Origin of the sequence: Pseudoduganella flava (assembly GCF_007830495.1) — a bacterium.
In the GTDB taxonomy this organism is placed as follows: Bacteria; Pseudomonadota; Gammaproteobacteria; order Burkholderiales; family Burkholderiaceae_D; genus Rugamonas; species Rugamonas flava.
This window is the reverse complement of record NZ_VLKW01000003.1, coordinates 606,177-628,231: the sequence shown is the minus strand read 5'-3', so window position 1 is coordinate 628,231 and position 22,055 is coordinate 606,177. Positions and strand designations below refer to the sequence as shown.

The following is a 22,055-nucleotide window of genomic DNA, read 5'->3' as shown; positions in this document are numbered from 1 at the left end:
GCCTTCATGTGGCGCCGTCAGCATCGGCCGCATCGCTATTGACCGGAGACTGTATGACTTGCACATCGAATGCGGCGGCGGCCTGCCTGCTGGCCGCCCTGCTGACCGCTTGCGGCGGGAACGGCATCAATCCCCCGTCCGGCTCCCGCTACCAGGCCACGATCGCCCGCACCGCCTACGGCATCCCGCACATCGAGGCGGCCGACGAGGCCGGGCTGGGCTTCGGCATCGGCTATGCCTACGCCCAGGACAACTTCTGCCTGCTGGCGGCGGAGATCCTTACCGTCAGCGGCGAGCGGTCGCGCTGGTTCGGCGCGGACGGCGCCACGTCGGAGAATCTGGAACTGGCCGTTAACAACCTCGACTCCGACTTCTTCTTCCGCCAGATGAACGACGATGCCGCCGTGCTGCGCGCCTGGAACGCGCAGCCGGCCGAAGTGCAGGCGCTGATGCGGGGCTATGCGGCCGGCGTGAACCGCTACGTGGCCGACAAGGGCATCGGCACGCTGCCGGAAGCCTGCCGCAACGCCCGTGGGTGCGCCCCGTGACGACCATGGATCTGGTGCGACTGACGCGCCGCATCGCGCTGACGGCCATGAGCTGGATCGGTCCGATCGGCAGCGCACCGCAGCCGGGTACCGCGACATTGTCCCGCACCAGCGGCAGGCGCGCCTCCCGCGCGCCGCGTGTCAGCGCCAGCAATGCGATCGCCATCGGCGCCGACGCCAGCGCGGACGGCCGCGGCATGCTGCTGGGCCAGCCCCACCTGCCGTGGGGCGACGCGCTGCGCTTCTACCAGCTGCACCTGACGATCCCCGGCAAACTGGATGTGATGGGTGCCACGCTGCCGGGCCTGCCCGTCGTCGGCATCGGCTTCACGAAGGAGTTCGCGTGGACGCACACCACCGACACGTCGGCCCACTTCACGGCGTATGCACTGCAGCTGGACCCGAGCGATCCCACGCACTACCTCGTCGATGGCCAGCCGCGCGCACTGGTGCGCCGCACGCTCGCCGTGCCGGTGAAGAATGCCGACGGCAGCACCGGCACGCGCACCCGCACGCTGTTCAGCACGGAGTATGGCCCGCTGGTCGCCGTGCCCGGCTTGCTGGAGTGGACGCCGACGACCGTGTATGCGCTGCGCGATGCGAACATGGACAACGACCGCGTCGTGACGCAGTGGTACGAGATGAACAAGGCCCGTTCGCTGGCGGAGCTGAAGGAGGCGAACCTGCGCGTGGCCGGCAACCCGTGGAACAACACGATCGCGGCGGACCGCGCCGGCAATACGCTGCTGATGAACGTGTCGCCGATCGCCAACCTGCCGGACGACGCCCTGGCCGGCTGCCTGCTGCCTCAGTACGCGCCGCTCGCACCGGAAGGGCTGCACGTGCTGGACGGCAGCCGCTCGGCCTGTGCGTGGCGCGATGAAGCGGGGGCGCCGCAGCCCGGCACGGTGCCGGCAAACCGGCTGCCCGTGCTGGAGCGGCGCGACTTCGTGCAGAACGCGAACGACAGCGCGTGGCTGTCCAACCCGGCCGCGCCGCTGACGGGCTTCCCGGCGCTTGTGTCGCGCGATGGCGTGCCCCAGGGCGCGCGCACGCGGCAGGTGCTGGCCGAACTGCCGGAGCGCCTGCGCCAGCACCGCCTCACGCTGGACGACCTGCGCGACCTGGCACTGAACGACAAGGTCTATCTCGCGCCGCTGCTGTTGCCCGACCTGCGCGCCTGGTGCGCCAGCGGCCCGGCACAAGCGGAAGTCACGGCCGGCTGCGCCGCGCTGTCCGCGTGGAGCGGCGACGCCGGCTTCGACGCCAATCTCGGCCTGCCTTATTTCGCCGGCATCATGACCGCCGAGCTGCCGGAGAACACGTGGGGCGTGCCGTTCGACCCGCGCGACCCGGTGCACACGCCGCGCGGCCTGAACTGGCGCGACGATGCGGTCGCCGCAGCGCTGGCCAAGGCACTGGCCAGCACCGTGCAGCGCTACGACGCGGCGGGGGTGCCGCGCAGCGCGAAGTTGGGCGACTTCCAGGTCAGCCGGCGCGGCGGCGCTGCGATACCAATCCACGGCGGCCTGGGTGAGCTGGGCATCCTGAACGCGATCGATGTGGACCCCAACGGGCAGGGCGGGCAGTTCGAAGTGAGCGGCGGCACCAGCTACCTGCAGGTGGTGGGTTTCGACGATGCCGGTCCGCGCGCGCTGGCATTGCTGACGTACTCGCAGTCGGCCGACCCGAGCTCGCCGCACCACAGCGACCAGACCCGCCGTTTCTCGAAGCGCGAATGGATCGCGCTGCCGTTCACGGCGGCCGAGATCGCGGCCGATCCGCAATTGCGCAAGGAGGTGATTGTCGAGAAGTGAGGTGACCCGCACGGCGCCGCGCGCGGGATCTGCGGCACGGTGCCCCGCGTGTCGCTGGGCACCTGGCTGCGGCGGCCGTTACTTCTGCGCCGCGGCGCCGATGTTCCGGTCCAGGAAGCGTTCCACGCGGTTCCAGAAGTCGTATTTGTTCTGCGGCAGCGACCAGCCATGCCCTTCGTCTGGATACTGCACCCACTCGACGTCGCGATTGGTCTTCGTTACGGCGGAGCGGAACTTCAGGCCGTGATCGAGCGGCACGCGCTGGTCCACGCCGCCGTAAGCCAGCAGCAGCGGGCGGCTGATGCGGTCGGCCAGGTACAGCGGCGACGTGGCCTGCAGCTGCGCGGCATCCTTCTCGCGGTCGCCGACCAGTTGCGGCAGGCCGTAGCGCTTCCAGTCGTCGCTGGCATCGGAGGCGAAATTCCAGCCGGCCGAATACAGCAGGTTCAGGTCCGTCACGCCCACCCAGTCGATCGCGCACTTGAACAGGTCCGGCTCGCGCGCCACGCCCATCAGCGCCGCGTAGCCGCCATAGCTGGCGCCGGCGATGCACACGCGGTTCGCATCGACGGTGCCGCGACCGATCAGCCAGCGCGCGCCGTCCGTCACGTCGTCCTGCATCGCCAGGCCCCACTGGCGGAAGCCGGCCTTGAAGTGCTTCACGCCGAAGCCCATGCTGCCGCGGAATTCCGGCTCCAGTACCGCGTAGCCGCGCGTGGCCAGGAACTGGCTTTGCGGGTTCCACTCCCAGCTGTTACCGCGTACGTACGGCCCGCCGTGCACCAGCACGACCAGCGGCAGCTTCTGTGCGGGGCGGCCCGGCGGCAGCGTCAGCAGGGCCGGGATCGTCATGCCGTCGCGTGCCTTGTACTGCACCCATTGCTGCGTGCCCATCTGCTTCGGCTCGATGCCAGGTTGCGTGTCGCCCAGCTTCACGGCCTGTTTCGTCGCCATGTCGTACACGTAGTAGGCCTTCGGGAAGCGGTCCGAGTAGGCGGTGACGAGCACGTTCTGCGTCGTCGCGCGGGCCGGCACCGTGATCACGTTGACGGTGGCCGGCAACAGCTTGTCGATGTCCGCCTGCACGGCCTTCATGCCTGCGTCGATCCACTCGACGCCCAGCGCATCGGTGCGCAGTTCGATGCCGAGCAGCTTGCCCCGGCCGAACACCAGCTTGCCGTCGAAGTCGAAGCCGGGCGTGTTGACGATCGGCTCGGCCGCCAGCTTGCCCGTCTTGACGTCGAGCGCGAACACGGCGCTGGTGTCACCGCGGTTGGCCTTGACGTACAGCGTGCCGTCGGGGCCGAATGCCAGCGGCGTGAAGGCGCCGGGCGATACGCCGTAGCTGGGAAACGCCGCCAGCTTGCGCCAGTTGCCCGTGTCCGCGTCGAGGATGTGGATCTCCGTCATGCCGTCTTCGAAGCGCACGGCCAGGCGCGGCTGGCCCGCGTAGTCGAGCATCCATTTCATCGCGTGGCCCGGTCCTGGCACCTGCGTGGACGATGCCGATTTCGTGTCGACCTTCACCAGCGACATCGCGCTCCAGGCCCGGCGCGAGCTGTCGAGCTCTCCGCGCAGCATGTAGGCGGCGTTGGAATCCTGCGGCCCGCGCTCCTCGAGGATGAAGTGGTTCCAGTCCAGCATCGTCGGGCGCACGCGGCTGCCGGTGACCGGCACGGCGCCATGCACGTCGGCCAGCTGGCGTGGGTTCGCGCCGTCGGCGTCGACGGCGAACAGGCCCGCAGCGAGCGTGCGGTCACCCTGGCCGACGGAGCGGTCGACCGTGTTGAACAACAGCCGTTGTTCGTTCACCCACTGCACGACGTTGATGTCCAGGTCGGGGAAATGGGCCACGATGGCGGGCGGCCGGTTCGCACCGGGTTCGAACACGACGAGCTTGGCGCGGGCGCCGTTCATGGCGACCTTCATCGCGACGTAGCGGCCGCCGGGGGACAGCACGGGATCGGCCAGCTTCGGCTCGGCAAAGAACTGCTCGACAGGCGGTGCGGCATGCACTACCGCCGCGGCAAAACTCAGGGACAGCAACAGGAAACGCAGGTATTTCGTCATCGGTCAATCAGGTAGGGCAGGGCCCGCTCTCTCGTTAAAATTATTGTTGCGGCAGTTTGCCGGGGCCCAGGTTGCGCTCCAGGAAGCGCTCCACCCGGGTCCAGAAATCGAAGCGGTTTTCAGGCAGCGACCAGCCGTGGCCTTCCTGCGCGTATTCCACCCATTCGACGTTCTTGTTGGTGGCCTGCACCGCGTCGCGGAAGCGCACGCCGTGTGCGCGCGGCACGCGTCGGTCGGCGCCGCCGTGGGCCAGCAGCAGCGGCTGGCGCAGCCGCGCGGCCTGTTCGACGGGCGACGTGGCAGTCAGCTGGGCCGCGTCCTTCTCCAGGTCGCCGATCAGCTGCGGCATGCCGTAGCGGAGGTATTCGGCCGGCATGTCGGACGCGTGGAACCAGCTCGTGCCGTACATCAGCTTGATGTCGGCCACGCCGGCCCACGCGATCCCGCAGCGGAACAGGTCCGGGTCGCGGATCAGGCCCATCAGCGTGGCATAGCCGCCATAGCTGGCGCCGGCGATGCAGATCCGCTGCGGATCGGCGATGCCCTCGGCGATCGCCCAGCGCGCGCCGTCGGCCACGTCGTCCTGCATCGCCAGGCCCCACTGTTTCAGGCCGGCCGCGAAGTGCTTGTTGCCGTAGCCGGTGCTGCCGCGGAAGTCGGGCTCCAGCACGGCGTAGCCGCGCGACGCAAGGAACTGCCGGTCGGCCGACCAGCCCCACACGGCGCCGCGCACCCACGGGCCGCCATGCACCAGCACCACCATCGGCAGCTTGTCATGGCGCGTGGCGCCCGGCGGCAGCGTCAGCAGCGCAGGGATCGGCAGGCCGTCGCGCGCCGTGTACTGCACGTTGTCCTGCGTGCCCATCTTCTTCGGATCGATGCGCGGATGCGTGTTGCCCACCTTGGTCAGCGCGCCCGTGTCACGGTTGTAGACGAAGTAGACGGCCGGCTGGCGATCCGAGTAGGTGCGCACCAGCACGAACGGCGTCTCCGGCCGGCGCGGCAGGTCGATCAGGTTGACCATGCCGGGCAGCTTCCGGTCGACGGCTTCCTGCAGCGCCTTGGTCTCCGGCGTCAGCCAGGCCGTGTCCTCGGCGTCGCCGATGTAGCGGATGCCGGCGAGCTTGCCGCCGCTGAAGATCAGGTGGCCGGAAAAATCGTGCCGGTCCATCGTCAGCAGCGGCTTCGGATACGGCTTGCCGGCGGCGATGTCGAACATGTACAGGGCCGCCTTGTCGCGCCCTTCGTTGGCGGACACGTACAGCTGCCCGTCCGGGCCGAAGTCCAGCGGCGCGAAGCCGGCGGCGTGGTCGATCCAGGCGTTGGTCGTGTTCAGCGCGCGCCATTTGTCGCCTTCCAGCAGCCACACGGTGCTCTTGCCCTGGTCCAGCGTCATCGCCATGCGGGGCTGGCCTTGCGCGTCCAGCAGCCAGCGTTGTACGTAGCCTGGTTCGGAGACTTCCATGCTGCGGCCGTTGCGCGTGTCCAGCCGCAGCAGCTGGATCGACCGCACGCTGCCGCCGGTGGCGAAGTCCACGCTCTGCACATAGACGGTGTCGGAATTCTGCGCGCCGTGCTGCGGCAGCATGTAGGTGTGCCACGGCAGCAGGTCGCGGCCGCCGCCGGCGCGGATGAAGTGGCCGTTGCGCTCGGCCAGCTCGCGGGCATGCTGGCCGTCGCGGTCCACCGCGTACAGGCCGGGAGCGGAACGCACCTGGCCTGGCGCCAGGTCCTTGTCGGTGCTGTCGAACAGCAGGCGCTGGTCGCTGATCCACTGGAAGTGGCCGATGTCGCCATCCGAGAAGCTGGCGACGATCTTCGATTCGAACGTGGCAAGGTCGACGACGCCGAGCCGGTCGTGACCGCCGGCGGCGCTGACCTTCGCGGCCAGGTAGCGGCCGTTCGGGGACAGCTGGGCGCCGCCGAATTCGGCGTTGTCGAAAAAGGCTTGCACGGGTGGCGGCGCGCTGGCGGCGTTGCCGGAGCAGGACACGAGGATGCCGGCGGCAAGCAGCGCCGCGGACAGCAGGGCTGGAAGGGACATGGCGATTGGTGAAAAAGGGGAGCGCCGAACTTAACACATTGCAACGTCCAGCTTTCTCACCAAATGTCACAACGTCAAGAATCTTTACCGGACGGTATCTCCGACGAGCGGATGTGTCGTATCAATGCCGCACGCCGGGCGTCCGGCGGCGGCGTCAGCAGGCTGACGAGCACCAGCGCGGCGATCCCGGCCGGCACGCCGAACACGCCGGCCGAGATCGGCGCGATGTTGAACCATTGCGCCGCGGCCGTGCCGCCCAGCACCGGGTTCGTGTGCAGCATGTAGAACTGGCAGACGGCAAAGCCCGTCGCCATGCCCGCCAGCGCGCCGTAGTGGTTGGCGCGGCGCCAGAACACGCCGGCCACCAGCACCGGAAACAACGTCGATCCCGCCAGCGAGAACGCGGCGCCGACCAGCGACAGGATGTCGCCCGGCTTCGTCGATGCCGAGTACGCGGCGATGAACGCGACGCCCAGCAGGATCAGCTTCGAGATCGTCACGCGCTTCTGCGTCGACGCCTTCGGGTCGACGATCTTGTAGTACACGTCGTGCGACAGCGCGTTCGAGATCGCCAGCAGCAGGCCGTCCGCCGTCGACAGCGCGGCAGCGAGGCCGCCCGCCGCCACCAGGCCGGAGATCACGTAGGGCAGGCCGGCGATCTCCGGAGTGGCCAGCACGAGCACGTCGCCGTCGATCGCGATCTCGGCCAGCTGCACGATGCCGTCGCCGTTCACGTCCGTGATGCTGATCAGCGGGTTGGCCTTGTCCACGCTGGCCCAGTACGACACCCACGTGGGCAGGTCGCTGAACGCGCTGCCCACCAGCGCCGTGTAGACGTCGTACTTGACCAGCACCGCCAGCGCGGGGATCGTCAGGTAGATCAGCAGGATGAAGAACAGGGTCCAGAACACGGACATGCGGGTCTCGTCGACGGACGGCGTCGTGTACGACCGCATCAGGATGTGCGGCAGCGCCGCCGTGCCCAGCATCAGGCAGAACGCCAGCGCGAGGAAGTTGCGGCGCTTGATGTCCGACTGCTCGCGGGTCGCGCCGGGGAACGGCGTCGCGTGCGGCGTGATGGGGCGGGCGCGCTTCAGGTTCTCGTCGCGCTCGGCGCTCCAGATCGTCACGGCTTCGTCGGCATTCTTCGGGTAGGCGATCAGCGCCCATTCGGCGGCGCGGATCTCCAGCAGCGACGCGTTGCGCAGCCGTACGTTGTCAAGGTAGTGCTGCAATTCCGCGCGGCCCGCTTCCCACGAATCGGGCAGGCCGTTCAGGCGCCGCTGCACCTGCTCGGCGCGCTGGCGGAACACGTCGCGCACGGCGCTTTCCTTGTCGTCGACGGCCAGCGCCGCTTCGCGGGCGGACAGTTGCGGCAGCAGCTTGCCGTAGGCGACCTGCGGGATCGGATTGCCGCTGTGCTTGGCCGACAGCCACATCGCCGGAATCAGGAACGCGACGAGGATGATGATGTACTGCGACACCTGCGTCCACGTGATCGCGCGCATGCCGCCCAGGAACGAGCAGACGAGGATGCTGGCCAGCCCGAGGAAGATGCCGACCGAGAAATCGACCCCCGTAAAGCGCGATGCGATCAGCCCCACCGCATAGATCTGCGCGACGACGTAGGTGAACGACACGAGGATCGTCGCCGCGACGGCGCACAGGCGCACGGCGCGGCCGTCGCCCGGGCCGCCGTAGCGGGCCGCGAGGAAGTCGGGGATCGTGTACTGCCCGAGCCGGCGTAGATATGGCGCGATCAACAGCGCCACGAGGCAGTAGCCGCCCGTCCAGCCCATCACGAACGCCAGGCCGTCGAAGCCGTTCAGGTACAGGCTGCCGGCGAGGCTGATGAAACTCGCGGCCGAGATCCAGTCGGCCGCCGTCGCCATGCCGTTGTACAGCGCCGGCACGCGCCGTCCCGCCACATAGTATTCGGACACGCTGGACGTGCGCGCCAGCACGCCGATCGTGGCATACAGCACGATCGTCGCGAACAGGAACATGTAGCCGATCCACACCCGCGGCATGCCTTCGTTTTCCAGGATCGCCAGCGCGAGCAGGAAGCCGGCGAAGCAGGCCGCGAAGATCGCGTAGTAGCGCGTCAGGCGCTGGAAGAACGGGCGGCCGGTCTTCAAGCGCGCTCCCGCCGTTCCAGCCGGCGCATGCGCCACGCGTAGATGCCGATGATGGCCAGGTAGGCCAGCGACGCGCCCTGCGCCGCCAGGTAGAACGACAGCGGCCAGCCGAAGATCGTCAGCCCGGCCAGCTCGCGCGCGAAGTACACGGCGCAAAAGCCGGTGGCGATCCACGCCACCAGCAGCACGGCCGTCAGGCGGCGCGTGGCGCGCCAGTAGCCGCCAGGTTGCGGGTCGTCGGGTTGGTCAGCCATAGTGCGGTGGCTCCTCTTCTGCCGCGGCGGGCTGCGGCGGGAACGTCAGCCGGAACAGGCTGCCGGGGTATTTCGGGTTGGTGGCGCGCGGGTTGGACAGGATCTCGATGTCAGCGCCATGCTGCTGGGCGATCTCGCGCACGATCGCCAGCCCCAGGCCGCTGCCTTCGGCGCTGCTGCCGAGGATGCGGTAGAAGCGCTCGAACACGTGCACGCGCTCGGCCGGCGGAATGCCGGGGCCCGTGTCCTCGATTTCCAGCACGGCGCAGTCGCCGTCGGCCACCGCGGCACTGCGCACGCGCACCGTCACGCTGCCGCCGTGGGGCGTGTAGCGCAGCGCGTTGTCGATCAGGTTCGACAGCAGCTCGCGCAGCATCAATGGATTGCCTTCGATGAGCACGGGCGCTTCCGGCGCCTCGTAACCCAGGTCGATGCGGTAGTTGAACGAGGCCGGCACCCAGTCGCGTACGGCGTTGCGGGCCAGCTCGGCGAGGTCCAGCGCTTCGAACGCGCTGCCGGCCTGCGGCTGGTTTTCCGCGCGGGCCAGCGCCAGCAGCTGGTTGACGAGGCGCGTCGCCGCCTCCGAGCTTTTCGCCAGCTGTTCCAGCGAGCGGTGGATCTCCTGCTGGTCGGTCTGGCGCAGCGCCAGCTCGGACTGCATGCGCATGCCCGCCAGCGGCGTCTTCATCTGGTGCGCCGCGTCGGCGATGAAGCGCTTCTGCATGTCGATCGATTGCGACAGCCGCGCCAGCATCTCGTTGAGCGAACGGACCAGCGGCGTGATCTCCTCGGGCACCTGATTCGGCGCGATCGGCGACAGGTCGTCCGAAGGCCGCGCGCGGATGCGCTCCTGCAGCTCGGCCAGCGGCAGCAGGCCGCGCGACAGCGCGAACCACACGAGGCCCAGCACGATCGGCAGGATGATGAACTGCGGCAGGATCACGCCCTTGATGATCTCGTTGGCGAGCTTGGCGCGCTTTTCCAGCGTTTCGGCCACCTGCACCAGCGCGAGCCGGGCAGGGCGCTGGCTGTTCTCTTCCAGGTTCACGTACGCATACGCGATGCGGATCGGCGTGCCGTGCAGGTTATCGCTGCGAAAGCGCACGGCGCCGGGGCGGGTGGTGTCGTCTTCAGGCTCGGGCTCCGGGCGGGGCAGGTCGCGGTCGCCGTCGATGTAGCCGCCTTGCGGGCCTAGGATCTGGAAGTAGATGCTGTCGACGTCGTCCGCGCGCAGGATGTCGCGCGCAGGGCCGGGCAGGCGCACGGCCTGGCCGTCGACCTCGCGCACCTGCTGCGCCAGCACGGTGACGGAGTCTTCCAGTGCGTGGTCGAACGGCTGGTTGGCGATCGACTTGGCGACCAGATAGGTGATCGCGATGCTCATCGGCCAGAGCAGCAGCAGCGGCGCCAGCATCCAGTCGAGGATCTCGCCGAACAGCGAGTGCTGGATCTCGCCCTCGCCGTCTTCTTCCAGCGTGGGCTGCCACGGCGCGGCTTCGGACTGCGCGGCGTCGGGCTGTGCGCCGTTCACTTCGCTTCGGCCGCGGCGGCGCTGGAATATTTTTCGAGGCAGTAGCCGAGGCCGCGCACGGTGGCGATGCGCACGCCGCCCACCTCGATCTTCTTGCGCAGCCGGTGCACGTAGACCTCGATCGCGTTGTTGGAGACTTCCTCGCCCCATTCGCACAGGTGGTCGACCAGCTGTTCCTTCGACACGAGCCTGCCCGTGCGAGCCAGCAGCACTTCGAGCAGTCCCAGCTCGCGGGCCGACAGGTCCAGCATCTGGTCGTTGATGTAGGCGCTGCGGCCCACCTGGTCGTAAGTGAGCGGGCCGTGCTTGATCAGCGTGGAGCCGCCCCCCTGGCCGCGCCGCGTCAACGCGCGCACGCGCGCCTCCAGTTCGGACAGCGCGAACGGCTTGGCCATGTAATCGTCGGCGCCCAGATCGAGGCCGGTGACGCGCTGCTCGACCGAATCGGCCGCCGTCAGGATCAGCACGGGCAGCAGCGAGCCGCGCGCCCGCAGCCGGCGCAGCACTTCGAGCCCGGGCATCTTCGGCAGGCCGAGATCCAGGATCAGCAGGTCGAACTCCTGCGTGGAGAGGGCCGTGTCGGCCTCCTGCCCATTCTTCACGCAGTCGATGGCGTAGCCGGACTGGCGCAGGGAGCGCGTCAGTCCGTCCGCCAGGACGCTGTCATCTTCGGCTAGTAAAATACGCATCTTGACAATCCGGCATAGGGTAGCGATTTCATTGTACTCAAAACTGTGAGGCAGACTGAAAGCCTCTGCCCGGATTGATACAGCGCTTGCAAAAAGCACTGGATACATATACAGTATCGGCTATCGAACAATTGTGCGTGTCACCTGAGGCGAAAGATCATGATCGACGACAAGAAAGCGGCAGTACCTGCATCCGAAAAAGCCAAAGCGCTCGCCGCTGCGCTGGCTCAGATTGAAAAGCAGTTCGGCAAGGGCACCGTGATGCGCATGGACGCTTCCGCCCCTGTCGAAGAAGTACAGACCGTGTCCACCGGCTCGCTGGGCCTGGACATCGCACTGGGCGTCGGCGGCCTGCCACGCGGCCGCGTCGTCGAGATCTACGGCCCGGAATCGTCGGGTAAGACGACGCTGACCTTGCAGACGATCGCCGAAATGCAGAAGCTCGGCGGCACCTGCGCGTTCATCGACGCGGAACACGCGCTGGACGTCACGTATGCGCAAAAGCTGGGCGTGAACCTGCACGAGCTGCTGATCTCGCAGCCGGACACGGGTGAACAGGCCCTGGAGATCTGCGACGCGCTGGTGCGCTCCGGTTCCGTGGACATGATCGTCGTCGACTCCGTGGCGGCACTGACGCCCCGCGCCGAGATCGAGGGCGACATGGGCGATTCGCTGCCGGGCCTGCAAGCCCGCCTGATGTCCCAGGCGCTGCGCAAGCTGACGGGCACGATCAACCGCACCAACACGCTGGTCATCTTCATCAACCAGATCCGTATGAAGATCGGCGTGATGTTCGGCAGCCCGGAAACGACGACGGGCGGTAACGCGCTGAAGTTCTACGCCTCCGTGCGCCTGGACATCCGCCGCACCGGCTCGATCAAGTCCGGCGACGAGGTGATCGGTAACGAAACGAAGGTCAAGGTCGTCAAGAACAAGATCGCGCCGCCGTTCAAGGAAGCGCACTTCGACATCCTGTATGGCGAAGGCACGTCGCGCGAAGGCGAGATCATCGACCTGGGCGTGGAAGCGAAGATTGTCGAGAAGTCCGGCTCGTGGTACAGCTATAACGGCGACCGCATCGGCCAGGGCAAGGACAATGCCCGCACGTTCCTGCGGGAGCGTCCGGCACTGGCCCGCGAGATCGAGAACAAGGTGCGTGCTTCGCTGGGCGTGCGCGAACTGCCGCCGGCAACGGAAGACGGCGAAGCGCCGGCACCGAAGCTGAAAGCGGTCGACTGATCTCCCTGCCGCAGGGCCCGGCTGGCGGCTGATGCCGCCCGGGGCCGGCCCCGGCAGCCATACCGAATCCGGCTTGTCGCCACCGACCGCTTTGCGGCGGTGGCGATTCTTTTTTCACCCCCATGTTTTTCGATAGGTCACGATGCCCTTGCCACCTCCCAGCCTGAAAGCCCGCGCACTGCGCCTGTTGTCCGCCCGCGAACACAGCCGGCTGGAGCTGGGCCGCAAGCTGGCGCGCTATGCGGAAGAGGGCGACGACGTCGAAGCGCTGCTGAACTGGCTGGAGCAGAACAAGTGGCTGTCGGAAGAGCGCTTTTCCGAATCGCTGATCCACCGCCGCGCGGCCCGTTACGGCAACAGCCGCATCGTCGCCGAACTGCAAAGCCACGGCATCGGCGGCGAGCAATTGCAGGAACTGAAGGCGGGCCTGGCCGAGGACGAGGTGGCGCGCTGCTGCGAGGTATGGCGCCGCAAGTTCAACGGCAAGGTGGCGGCAGATGCCGAAGAGCGCAGCAAGCAGATGCGCTTCCTGATCGCTCGCGGGTTTTCGCAGAAGGCAGTGAGGGCGGCGATGAAGGGTGTGGATCTGGAAGACGAGTTCGGCGGGGTCTGATCCGCCCGGTTCTGTCTGCCGGAGTCTGGCGTTCTCTGCCTTTGGAAATATCAGATATTCACGGCGCAAAGTGCGGCACTCCTTGATCCCGCACAAAACAAAGTATGATCGACCCGACGGTCGTACGACGACTTTGCTATCCACTGCCTGTCCTGTGTGCTACACTTTTGCAGTTTTATGCAGCACCGCGGGTGCGGTGGTTGTCCGTAGAAGCTGCGGCAACGTACGATCAGTACATGGCTGCTTACTAATTTGGCCGCATACGCGGCATCGGTGTTATGTCCCTGTCAATTCCAGTCTGCCGACGTGCGCTCGCGCGCACCCTAGACATCCGAGCGTTCGCACGCATGGATGGTCAGCGGAGCGTTGACGGCCTCGACACCGACATCAAAGTCAACGACACCCTGCTGGCTTCCGGCTTGCGCGAAGGCGGACAGCCCCTGCAAGTTCTCCGGCTGCAGAGCAGCGCCACCCAGAGTAACCGCTCCACTCCATACAGCACGACGCCAACGGCGGCGCCCGTGTTGCGTGGCCATGACCCACGCTGGGCGGCCCATGCCGCCACGACAGCCCAGGTGCCGCACGACTGAAGTAGCAGCAACATTAACCCATTTCATATTCAGCATCAGAAGGGAAGCCAGCATGAAGATCCATGAGTATCAAGGCAAAGAAATCCTCCGGAAGTTCGGAGTGACGGTACCGCGCGGCATTCCGTGCATGTCCGCGGACGAGGCAGTGAAAGCTGCCGAAACGCTGGGCGGCTCGGTCTGGGTGGTCAAGGCACAGATCCACGCCGGCGGCCGCGGCAAAGGCGGCGGCGTCAAGGTCGCCAAGTCGCTCGAACAGGTGCAGGAATATGCCAACCAGATCATGGGCATGCAGCTGGTCACGCACCAGACCGGTCCGGAAGGCCAGAAAGTCCGCCGCCTGCTGATCGAAGAAGGCGCCGACATCAAGAAGGAACTGTACGTTTCGCTGGTGACCGACCGCGTTTCGCAGCGCGTCGTGCTGATGGCATCCTCCGAAGGCGGCATGGACATCGAGGAAGTCGCCGAGTCCCATCCTGAGAAAATCCACAACGTGATCATCGATCCGGCCACCGGCCTGACCGACGCGGATGCCGACGACGTCGCCCGCAAGATCGGCGTACCGGAAGGCTCGATCGCCGCTGCGCGCGCGAACCTGCAAGGCCTGTACAAAGCGTACTGGGAAACGGATGCATCGCTGGCCGAAATCAACCCGCTGATCCTGACCGGCGACGGTAAAGTGATCGCGCTGGACGCCAAGTTCAACTTCGACTCGAACGCCCTGTTCCGTCATCCGGAAATCGTCGCGTACCGCGACCTGGACGAAGAAGATCCGGCCGAAGTGGAAGCGTCCAAGTTCGACCTGGCTTACATCTCCCTCGACGGCAACATCGGCTGCCTGGTGAACGGCGCCGGCCTGGCAATGGCCACGATGGACACGATCAAGCTGTTCGGCGGCGAGCCGGCCAACTTCCTGGACGTGGGCGGTGGCGCAACGGCCGAGAAAGTGACCGAAGCCTTCAAGATCATGCTGAAGAACCCGGGCCTGAAGGCGATCCTGGTGAACATCTTCGGCGGCATCATGCGCTGCGACGTGATCGCCGAAGGCGTGATCACCGCATCGAAGGCCGTTTCCCTGAAAGTGCCGCTGGTCGTGCGCATGAAGGGCACGAACGAAGACCTGGGCAAGAAGATGCTGGCCGATTCCGGTCTGCCGATCATCTCCGCCGACACGATGGAAGACGCAGCGAAGCAGGTTGTTGCCGCTGCAGCCGGTCAAGCTTAATTAAGGAACCAACATGTCTATTCTGATCAACAAAGACACCAAAGTCATCACCCAGGGCATCACCGGCAAGACCGGCCAGTTCCACACCCGCATGTGCCGCGACTACGCGAACGGCAAGAACGCCTTCGTTGCAGGCGTGAACCCGAAGAAGGCCGGCGAAGACTTCGAAGGCATTCCTATTTTCGGTTCCGTGAAGGAAGCCGCATCGGAAACCGGTGCAACCGTTTCCGTGATCTACGTGCCGCCGGCAGGCGCCGCCGCCGCGATCTGGGAAGCCGTTGAAGCCGAGCTGGAACTGGCGATCTGCATCACCGAAGGCATCCCTGTCCGCGACATGATGGAAGTGAAGGACCGCATGGCCAAGGCCGGTTCGAAGACCCTGCTGCTGGGCCCGAACTGCCCAGGCCTGATCACGCCTGACGAAATCAAGATCGGCATCATGCCGGGCCACATCCACAAGAAAGGCCGCATCGGCGTCGTGTCCCGTTCGGGCACGCTGACGTATGAAGCCGTCGGCCAGCTGACCGCACTGGGCCTCGGCCAGTCGTCCGCTGTCGGTATCGGTGGTGACCCGATCAACGGCCTGAAGCACATCGACGTGATGCGCATGTTCAACGACGATCCGGACACGGACGCCGTCATCATGATCGGCGAAATCGGCGGTCCTGACGAAGCCAACGCCGCACGTTGGATCAAGGACAACATGAAGAAGCCGGTCGTCGGCTTCATCGCTGGCGTCACCGCGCCTCCGGGCAAGCGCATGGGCCACGCCGGCGCGCTGATCTCCGGCGGTGCCGACACCGCGGAAGCCAAGCTGGAAATCATGGAAGCCTGCGGCATCAAAGTAACGAAGAACCCGTCGGAAATGGCACGCCTGCTGAAGGCAATGCTGTAATCGGCAACTTTGTTCGATAATAACGGGGGCTTTTCGAAGCCCCCGTTTTTCATTTGGAGACGACGTTGAGGAGAGGCGTTTGGCGAAGATCCTGATTTCCCGTGACGGCGTACTGGAACGCACCGTGCAGCTCACGAAAGAGCGCATGACGATCGGCCGCCACCGCCACAACGACATCGTGCTGGAACACCCCACCGTCAGCGGCGAACACGCCGCGATCACGACGATCCTCGACGACTCGTTCCTCGAAGACCTGTATTCGACCAACGGCACGTTCGTCAACGGCCACCGCGTCGGCAAACATTTCCTGCAGCACGGCGACCAGGTCAAGCTGGCCAAGTACCGCATCGAATTCGTCGCCGACGGCATCCGCCCGATCAGCGGCGCACCGGCCGTGCCGATGACGCCGCCGGCGGCCCACATCGAAGTCCTCAACGGCAGCAACGCGGGCCGCAAGCTGGAACTGAACAAGCCGCAGACGAGCCTGGGCCGCACCGGCGTGCAGGTCATCGTCATCAACCGCACGGACGCGGGCTACGCCGCCGCCCACACGGACGGCGAGCGCGTCCCGCTGCTGAACGGCGCCCCGCTGGGCAAGCTGCCACAGCCGCTGGCGGACGGCGACGAGCTGGACCTGTCCGGCACGCGGATGGCATTCCGGCTGGGCTGACAAAAAACGTCAGCTGACCGTTTTTGCAGGCCGATGTGACAATTTGTGAGAGTTCATGTGACAAAAAACGTCAGCGCAAGCGCGCTGAACAGCGGTTTTCTGGGCTTTTCAGGGCCTAACAGCGCGTAAACCGGGCTGGCACGGCGATTGCAATACCTGATGCATCCCAACCCGTTTCGTTTTTTACTGAAGGAGCAACACCATGAAATCCATGAACCAGAAGGCCCAAGGCGGTTTCACCCTGATCGAACTGATGATCGTTGTGGCGATTATCGGTATTCTGGCGGCTGTGGCGATTCCGGCGTACCAGAACTATGTGAAGCGCGCTGCGTACGCTGAAGTCGTAAGCCAGATTAGCCCGTATAAGCTGGCCGTTGAAGAAGCATTCCAGAACGGCGTTGCACTGGCGGACATGGATGCTGCGACGAATGCTGGCGCCGCGACCAACATCCCGGCCACTCCGACGACGTCCACGACCGGCGTGTTCAACAGCCTGGCAGTTGCCGATGGCGTGATCACCGCTACGCCGAACGCCGTGAAAGGCATCGCAACGACCGACACGTGCGTCCTGACCCCGACCGCTACCGGCGGTGCAGCAGGCTCGGGCACCGAGCGCCTGGGCTGGGCATATTCCGGCGCCTGCGTAGACAAAGGTTACGTGAAGAACTGATCCCCGACCTGATCGGAGTGACGAAGCCCGGCCGAGTGCCGGGCTTTTTCTTATACGATCTTCTGGCGATCGGCGATCAACGCCTGATAGGTCAGGTTCTGCAGCATCATGTAATGCGCTGGATCGAGATCGATGAACTGCAAGCCGTAGGCGAACTTCCCCTCCGCGCCATTGACGTTGCGGATCGCCGCTTGGGTGCTGATCATCACCTGCCGCTTGTCCGGCTCCGTCAGCAGCGTGAACTGCACCGTCACCTGTTGCGCCTCTTCCGGCAGCTGCCGTTTCGATTCCAGCAGCGCCCCCGAGACGCTGAGGTTGACGAGGAACCCGGACAGCTCGAACTCCTCGCCCTTCACATGCGCCGGAATATCGACTTTCACCCGCATCGCCGTGCGCAGGTTCGTGCCCTGAATCTCGACGGGGAACGTCACGTGGGCATAGAGCAGGGGACGCCCGAAAACCCGCTCGACGACCGCCGCGAACGAGCACACGTTCACGCCGGAGAACACGCGCAACGTGATCTTGTCGCCCTCGCGCAGCGCGATTGGCGCGCCCTGGTCCATTGGGATCTTGACGATCAGGTACTCGTCCTTGATCCAGCCGATGACGGTGGAAAAGTGCTGGATGGGGCGCAGGGTACGATGCGTGATGAACTGCAAGCGAGTGCCCACTTGCAGATTCATCTGTTCGAAAGTGTAGAGCTGGGGAGCGGGCTCGCGTGGCAAAGCGCCAGTCATCAGTTGCCTGTATTAGATGTTGACCTATTACTATTATAGAGGGCTACTCATCTGTAAGCCGCATAAGTTGCATTCGATTCAATTAATCCTAATGAGTGCAGAACCCGTAAGGCCACTGGATGGACCGACAATATATTATTGACAAGTGTCACGTCTGGACGGTAGATTGTCAGCAGCTTCCCCTGCTTTCTGAGCGCGAGGACGATCATGTCGAAACAGGTTTTGGTAACGGCCGCTTTTCTCGGAGCGCCCCTTGTAGTGCAGGCTGGCGTAGCAGACGTTTGGGTGACGTACACCGGTTTTTATGATGCCATTTCGGGGATCTATCTGCCCGACAGGCAATTGGTAGCACATGCGGTGGTGGACGACCTCGATAACAATGGCAGGTACAGTCTGAGCGAAGTAAGGGATTTCAGTTTCGCTGGTTACGGAATGGATTTTTCTATGCCGTGCGAGTGGCAATACCGTAGCCGCGCCTGCCTCACCAATTTTGCCTACACGCCTAACGGCGAATTCACTTTCGCGGGTTACACATCAACCGACCCTCGGGACAACATTAGCTACTACTCATACCGCTTCGCAAGCGGAGAATCCTTCACTGGCGGCCGTAATTATTGGGACACGTGGGTGCCGACCGATTTACGCTGGACTGAGCATACGCAGATTTCGATCTCGGCTGTGCCCGAACCTGCCGCATATGCGATGTTGGGCATCGGTGCGTTCACATTATTAGCTTTCCGACGGAGCTTTCGAGTGTTGGCGAGAAAGCTCCGATGTGTTTAAGCATAAGGGGAGCGCTTTCCGAGCAAGAGAGTTAGCCGTGCTTCGTTAAGCCGACCAATCCCCACTCTTCCCCCCATGCTTCTCGGTAACCCGGATCTCGGACATCACCATCCCCCGATCGACAGCCTTGCACATGTCATAGACAGTCAGCAGCCCCACCTGCACAGCAGTCAGCGCCTCCATCTCCACCCCAGTCTTCCCATAAGTCTCGACCTGAGCCCGGCAATGCACGGACGAAGCAGCCTCATCCGTCTCAAAATCGACTGTCACGCGGGTCAGCGCCAGCGGGTGGCAGAGCGGAATCAAATCGCTGGTCCGCTTCGCCCCCATGATCGCGGCAATGCGGGCGATGCCCAGCACGTCACCCTTCTTCGCGGTTCCCGATAGAATGATGGCCAGCGTTTCGGGCTTCATCCGGATGCTGCCGGTGGCAACGGCGATGCGGTGGGTTTCGGCCTTGGCGCCGACGTCGACCATATGGGCCTGGCCGGCGGTATCGAAGTGGGTGAGTTCGGACATGCGGGTGAATACGATCTACTGAATGAATGAACAGGTATCATAGCACCGTGAACGCACCTCGAACTCTCAAGCGCCAGCTGCTGCCGGCCCTCGTCGCGCTGTCGATCGGCACCGCGCCGCCCGCGGTCCTGGCCCAATCGCCAGCGACGTACAGCGGCACCGTGAGTGGCACCCCCGGCGGCTCCGTCAGCGGCACCGCTCTCGCCAGCGTGCCCTCGATCACGCCCAGCCTGCCGAACCTCGGCGACACGTCGCGCGAGGCGCTGTCGCCGATCACCGAGCGCAAGCTGGGCGAGGAGATCATGCAGAGCATCCGCTTCAACCAGGATTACCTCGACGATCCCCCGATCGTCGAGTACCTGAACAACCTCGGCAACAACCTCGTCGCGGCGCGGCCCGGGGCGCGGGGCGATGCGAACTACGATTACTTCTTCTTCTGTGTGCGCGATCCGCAGCTGAATGCGTTCGCGCTGCCGGGCGGCTTCATCGGCGTGCACTCGGCGCTGTTGCTCGCGGCGCAGACGGAGTCCGAGCTGGCCTCCGTGCTGTCGCACGAGATCGGCCACGTCGCGCAGCGCCACATCGCGCGCCAGCTGGGCGAGCAGAAGACGGATGCGCTGATTCCGCTGGCCGCGATGATCCTTGCCGCGCTGGCCGCGAAATCGAGCCCCGATGCGGCGATGGGCGTGATGATGGGCGGGCAGGGCCTCGCCATCCAGCGGCAACTGAATTTCGGCCGCGAGGCCGAGCGCGAGGCGGACCGCGTCGGCTTCCAGATCCTGACGGCCGCCGGCTATGAAACGAGCGGCATGGTCGCGTTCTTCCAGCGCCTGCAGAACGCGACGCGGATGTACGACACGTCGATGCCGTGGCTGATGAGCCACCCGCTGACGACCGAGCGCATCGCCGATATCCAGGCGCGCGTGCGCGAGCATCCGACCAGGCAGCGCGTCGATCCGCTGGACTTCTTCCTCGCGCGGGCCCGCGCCCGTGTGCTGCAGGACCCGACGACGAAGGGCTACGCGGAATCCGAGGAATTCTTCCGCAACCTGATGGCGCAGCAGAGCCGGCACCAGATCGCCGCCGGCCAGTACGGCATGGCGTTCCTGGCGCTCAAGCGCGGCGATCATGCCGGCGCGCAGACGTGGCTCGACAAGAGCCGCGCGACCGTCCACCAGCCGCCGGCGCCCGGCGCATTCAGTTCGCCGCTGCCGAAAGGGCTGGCCGAGAGCATGTTTGCGTACACGTCGCTGGAGATCAAGGTCGACCAGGAGAACAAGCCGGACGTTCTCGCGCAGGCGATCAAGGAAGGGCTTGACGCGCATGCGAAGTTCCCGCTGTCGCGCGGCATCGTCTGGCAGTATGCGGATGCGCTGATCAAGGGCGGCAAGCCGCAGGAGGCCGAACGCTTCCTGCGCGACCAGATCCAGCAGTACCGCGCGGAGCCGGAGCTGCAGGACTTGCTGGCGCAGGCCTATTCGAAGATGGGCATGCTCGCGTTGCAGCACATCGCGCTGGCCGAATCGTATGCGCTGCTGGGCGGCACGCAGGCCGCGCTGGACCAGCTCCAGCTGGCGCGCAAGTCGCCCGATGCGTCGTTCTACGAGCAGGCCGTGATCGATGCGCGCGAGCGCGACTGGCAGGCCAAGCGCCGCGAAGCGATGGGCGACAAGAAGAAGGACAAGGATTATTCCGGCGCGTCGTTCTCCGTGAAGGCGGGCACGACGGAGTCGACGGACCCATTCGGCCGCAAGACGGAGCGCGACTGCGACACGGCGAAGGCGGCGCCAGCCGATCCCTTCCGGCGTGTCGATCCACTCCTGCGTCGCGATCCGCTGGACGCCGCCTGCCGCTGAGGCTGCGATGCAGGCGGATCTCTTCGGCCACGCGGACGACGAAGCGATCCCCGGCCTGCGTTACGAGCCGGACTTCCTGAGTGCGGCCGAAGAGCGCGAACTGCTGGCCATCATCGCGACGCTTCCTTTGCAGCCGGCGCAGTACAAGGAGTACGAGTCGCGCTGCCGCATCATCAGCTACGGCGGGCTGTACGACTTCAACACGAACACCGTGCAGCCGACTTCGGCGATCGATCCCCGCTTCCTCCCGCTGCGCGAACGCGTGGCGCAGTGGCTCGGCATCCCCGCGGGGGAGCTGGAACATCTGCTGATCACGGAATATTCTCCCGGCACGCAACTGGGCTGGCATCGCGACGTGCCGCAGTACGAGACAGTGGTCGGCATCTCGCTGGGCAGCGCCGCCACGATGGGCTTCCGGCGCTTTCCGCCCAGCCCTGTCACGAACCGCCAATCGGTGAAGCTGGAACTTGCGCCCCGCTCGATCTACAGGATGGAAGGCGCGGCCCGGTGGGAGTGGCAGCACTGGGTGCCGCCAGTGAAGGAACCGCGCTGGTCGATCACGCTGCGCACGAAGCGCTAGGGCGCGACGGGCGCGCGCACGAACCCGAAGCGTGCCGGCACTTCGTCACGTGCGATGCGTTGCAGTGCGATGTTGCGGCCAGCCAGCGGCAGGGCAGGGGCCGTGCCGGCGCCTCCTTCGATCCACGCCAGCAACGCCTCATCCGCCACCGGCTTGCCGCCGGCCTCCAAGGAAGCCAGCACCTGCGCCGCATCGCGGTCGTCCAGCTGCGCGACGATGTCACCGGCCTGCAGGATCAACTCGCCCGCTTCCGTGATGAACGCCGCCTCGACATCCTCCAGCGGCGCGCCGGTATGCAGCACGAAGCCGTGGGCCGGATCGGTTCGGGCGACGAACGGCGTCGTCTCCAGATTCAGGTAGACGCGCTGCGGGCCGTTCTGGAAGTACCAGCAACCGCGCTCGTCATGCTGGTAGTTGCGGGCGATGAAGCCGACGAGGGCTGCGTTGGTCAGCTTGTCGCCGGGCCGGTTCAGGTGCTGCGCGCGCTCGTCGCGCATGCGCCAGTTGCCGCGCGCGTCCAGTGCCAGCCAGCCGTAGCAGTACGGCACGTTCGGCCATTTGGCCATTGCTTGTTTGACGATATCGTCCAT

The 22,055-nt window shown here is 65.7% G+C and carries 20 protein-coding genes; 11 read left to right on the top strand and 9 right to left on the bottom strand.

The features are described 5' to 3' along the window. The first annotated feature begins 53 nt into the window (after nucleotides 1–53). Together IP92_RS30185 and IP92_RS10980 are read left to right on the top strand one after the other, a co-directional pair. The gene (locus IP92_RS30185) at nucleotides 54–548 is read left to right on the top strand and encodes a penicillin acylase family protein (RefSeq protein WP_199271943.1); all 495 of its coding nucleotides are present in this window, start codon (nucleotides 54–56) and stop codon (nucleotides 546–548) included. Between the two features lie 5 nt (nucleotides 549–553). Further along, entirely contained in the window at nucleotides 554–2,365 is a 1,812-nt protein-coding gene (locus tag IP92_RS10980) for a penicillin acylase family protein (protein WP_229418735.1), read from the top strand. Nucleotides 2,366–2,443: 78 nt separating this feature from the next. On the opposite strand, the gene IP92_RS10975 is transcribed toward IP92_RS10980, so the two are convergent. The 6 genes from IP92_RS10975 to IP92_RS10950 form a co-directional block, all read right to left on the bottom strand. Next, on the bottom strand, nucleotides 2,444–4,435 hold the full coding sequence (locus IP92_RS10975) for a S9 family peptidase (RefSeq protein ID WP_145874571.1): 1,992 nt from the start codon (nucleotides 4,433–4,435) through the stop codon (nucleotides 2,444–2,446). A 40-nt stretch (nucleotides 4,436–4,475) separates the two neighbouring features. Continuing rightward, nucleotides 4,476–6,479: an alpha/beta hydrolase family protein gene (locus IP92_RS10970; protein ID WP_145874570.1), complete on the bottom strand. Its 2,004-nt coding sequence runs from the start codon at nucleotides 6,477–6,479 to the stop codon at nucleotides 4,476–4,478. Nucleotides 6,480–6,553: 74 nt separating this feature from the next. Next, a complete protein-coding gene (locus IP92_RS10965) occupies nucleotides 6,554–8,617 on the bottom strand; it encodes a sodium:solute symporter family protein (protein ID WP_145874569.1) in 2,064 nt (687 codons plus the stop codon). Then, a complete protein-coding gene (locus IP92_RS10960; protein ID WP_145874568.1) occupies nucleotides 8,614–8,871 on the bottom strand; it encodes a DUF4212 domain-containing protein in 258 nt (85 codons plus the stop codon). The genes IP92_RS10965 and IP92_RS10960 overlap by 4 nt, the downstream gene beginning before the upstream one ends. Then, on the bottom strand, nucleotides 8,864–10,402 hold the full coding sequence (locus IP92_RS10955) for a sensor histidine kinase (RefSeq protein ID WP_229418720.1): 1,539 nt from the start codon (nucleotides 10,400–10,402) through the stop codon (nucleotides 8,864–8,866). The genes IP92_RS10960 and IP92_RS10955 overlap by 8 nt, the downstream gene beginning before the upstream one ends. Further along, on the bottom strand, nucleotides 10,399–11,091 hold the full coding sequence (locus IP92_RS10950; RefSeq protein WP_145874567.1) for a response regulator: 693 nt from the start codon (nucleotides 11,089–11,091) through the stop codon (nucleotides 10,399–10,401). Before IP92_RS10950 ends, IP92_RS10955 begins: the two co-directional genes overlap by 4 nt. 162 nt (nucleotides 11,092–11,253) lie before the next feature. Between IP92_RS10950 and recA the strand changes: the two genes are divergently transcribed. The 6 genes from recA to IP92_RS10920 all read left to right on the top strand — a co-directional run bounded on the left by recA (nucleotide 11,254) and on the right by IP92_RS10920 (nucleotide 16,990). Then, complete coding sequence (recA, locus tag IP92_RS10945) at nucleotides 11,254–12,330, top strand: recombinase RecA (protein WP_145874886.1); 1,077 nt, start codon at nucleotides 11,254–11,256, stop codon at nucleotides 12,328–12,330. Nucleotides 12,331–12,472: 142 nt separating this feature from the next. After that, the gene (gene recX, locus IP92_RS10940; protein WP_145874566.1) at nucleotides 12,473–12,943 is read left to right on the top strand and encodes a recombination regulator RecX; all 471 of its coding nucleotides are present in this window, start codon (nucleotides 12,473–12,475) and stop codon (nucleotides 12,941–12,943) included. Between the two features lie 642 nt (nucleotides 12,944–13,585). Next, a complete protein-coding gene (gene sucC / locus IP92_RS10935; protein ID WP_145874565.1) occupies nucleotides 13,586–14,755 on the top strand; it encodes an ADP-forming succinate--CoA ligase subunit beta in 1,170 nt (389 codons plus the stop codon). Nucleotides 14,756–14,768: 13 nt separating this feature from the next. After that, on the top strand, nucleotides 14,769–15,650 hold the full coding sequence (sucD, locus tag IP92_RS10930; protein ID WP_145874564.1) for a succinate--CoA ligase subunit alpha: 882 nt from the start codon (nucleotides 14,769–14,771) through the stop codon (nucleotides 15,648–15,650). Between the two features lie 79 nt (nucleotides 15,651–15,729). After that, nucleotides 15,730–16,320, top strand: a complete 591-nt coding sequence (locus IP92_RS10925) for an FHA domain-containing protein (protein ID WP_145874563.1) — start codon at nucleotides 15,730–15,732, stop codon at nucleotides 16,318–16,320. Nucleotides 16,321–16,522: 202 nt separating this feature from the next. Continuing rightward, a complete protein-coding gene (locus tag IP92_RS10920) occupies nucleotides 16,523–16,990 on the top strand; it encodes a pilin (protein ID WP_199271941.1) in 468 nt (155 codons plus the stop codon). 50 nt (nucleotides 16,991–17,040) lie between these two features. Here the strand turns inward: IP92_RS10920 and IP92_RS10915 are convergent, their stop codons facing one another. Continuing rightward, nucleotides 17,041–17,661 (bottom strand): flagellar brake protein, encoded by a 621-nt coding sequence (locus IP92_RS10915; protein WP_307724851.1) that lies wholly within the window; start codon nucleotides 17,659–17,661, stop codon nucleotides 17,041–17,043. Between the two features lie 273 nt (nucleotides 17,662–17,934). Here IP92_RS10915 and IP92_RS10910 point away from each other — a divergent pair, with 273 nt between their 5' ends. Beyond that, on the top strand, nucleotides 17,935–18,510 hold the full coding sequence (locus IP92_RS10910) for a PEP-CTERM sorting domain-containing protein (RefSeq protein WP_145874561.1): 576 nt from the start codon (nucleotides 17,935–17,937) through the stop codon (nucleotides 18,508–18,510). Nucleotides 18,511–18,555: 45 nt separating this feature from the next. Here the strand turns inward: IP92_RS10910 and moaC are convergent, their stop codons facing one another. Then, nucleotides 18,556–19,029 (bottom strand): cyclic pyranopterin monophosphate synthase MoaC, encoded by a 474-nt coding sequence (gene moaC / locus IP92_RS10905; RefSeq protein WP_145874560.1) that lies wholly within the window; start codon nucleotides 19,027–19,029, stop codon nucleotides 18,556–18,558. Between the two features lie 47 nt (nucleotides 19,030–19,076). Between moaC and IP92_RS10900 the strand changes: the two genes are divergently transcribed. After that, entirely contained in the window at nucleotides 19,077–20,885 is a 1,809-nt protein-coding gene (locus tag IP92_RS10900; protein WP_307724850.1) for a M48 family metalloprotease, read from the top strand. Nucleotides 20,886–20,892: 7 nt separating this feature from the next. Further along, entirely contained in the window at nucleotides 20,893–21,465 is a 573-nt protein-coding gene (locus IP92_RS10895; RefSeq protein ID WP_145874558.1) for an alpha-ketoglutarate-dependent dioxygenase AlkB, read from the top strand. Here the strand turns inward: IP92_RS10895 and IP92_RS10890 are convergent. Further along, nucleotides 21,462–22,055, bottom strand: a complete 594-nt coding sequence (locus IP92_RS10890) for a DUF2946 family protein (RefSeq protein ID WP_145874557.1) — start codon at nucleotides 22,053–22,055, stop codon at nucleotides 21,462–21,464. The genes IP92_RS10895 and IP92_RS10890 overlap by 4 nt on opposite strands.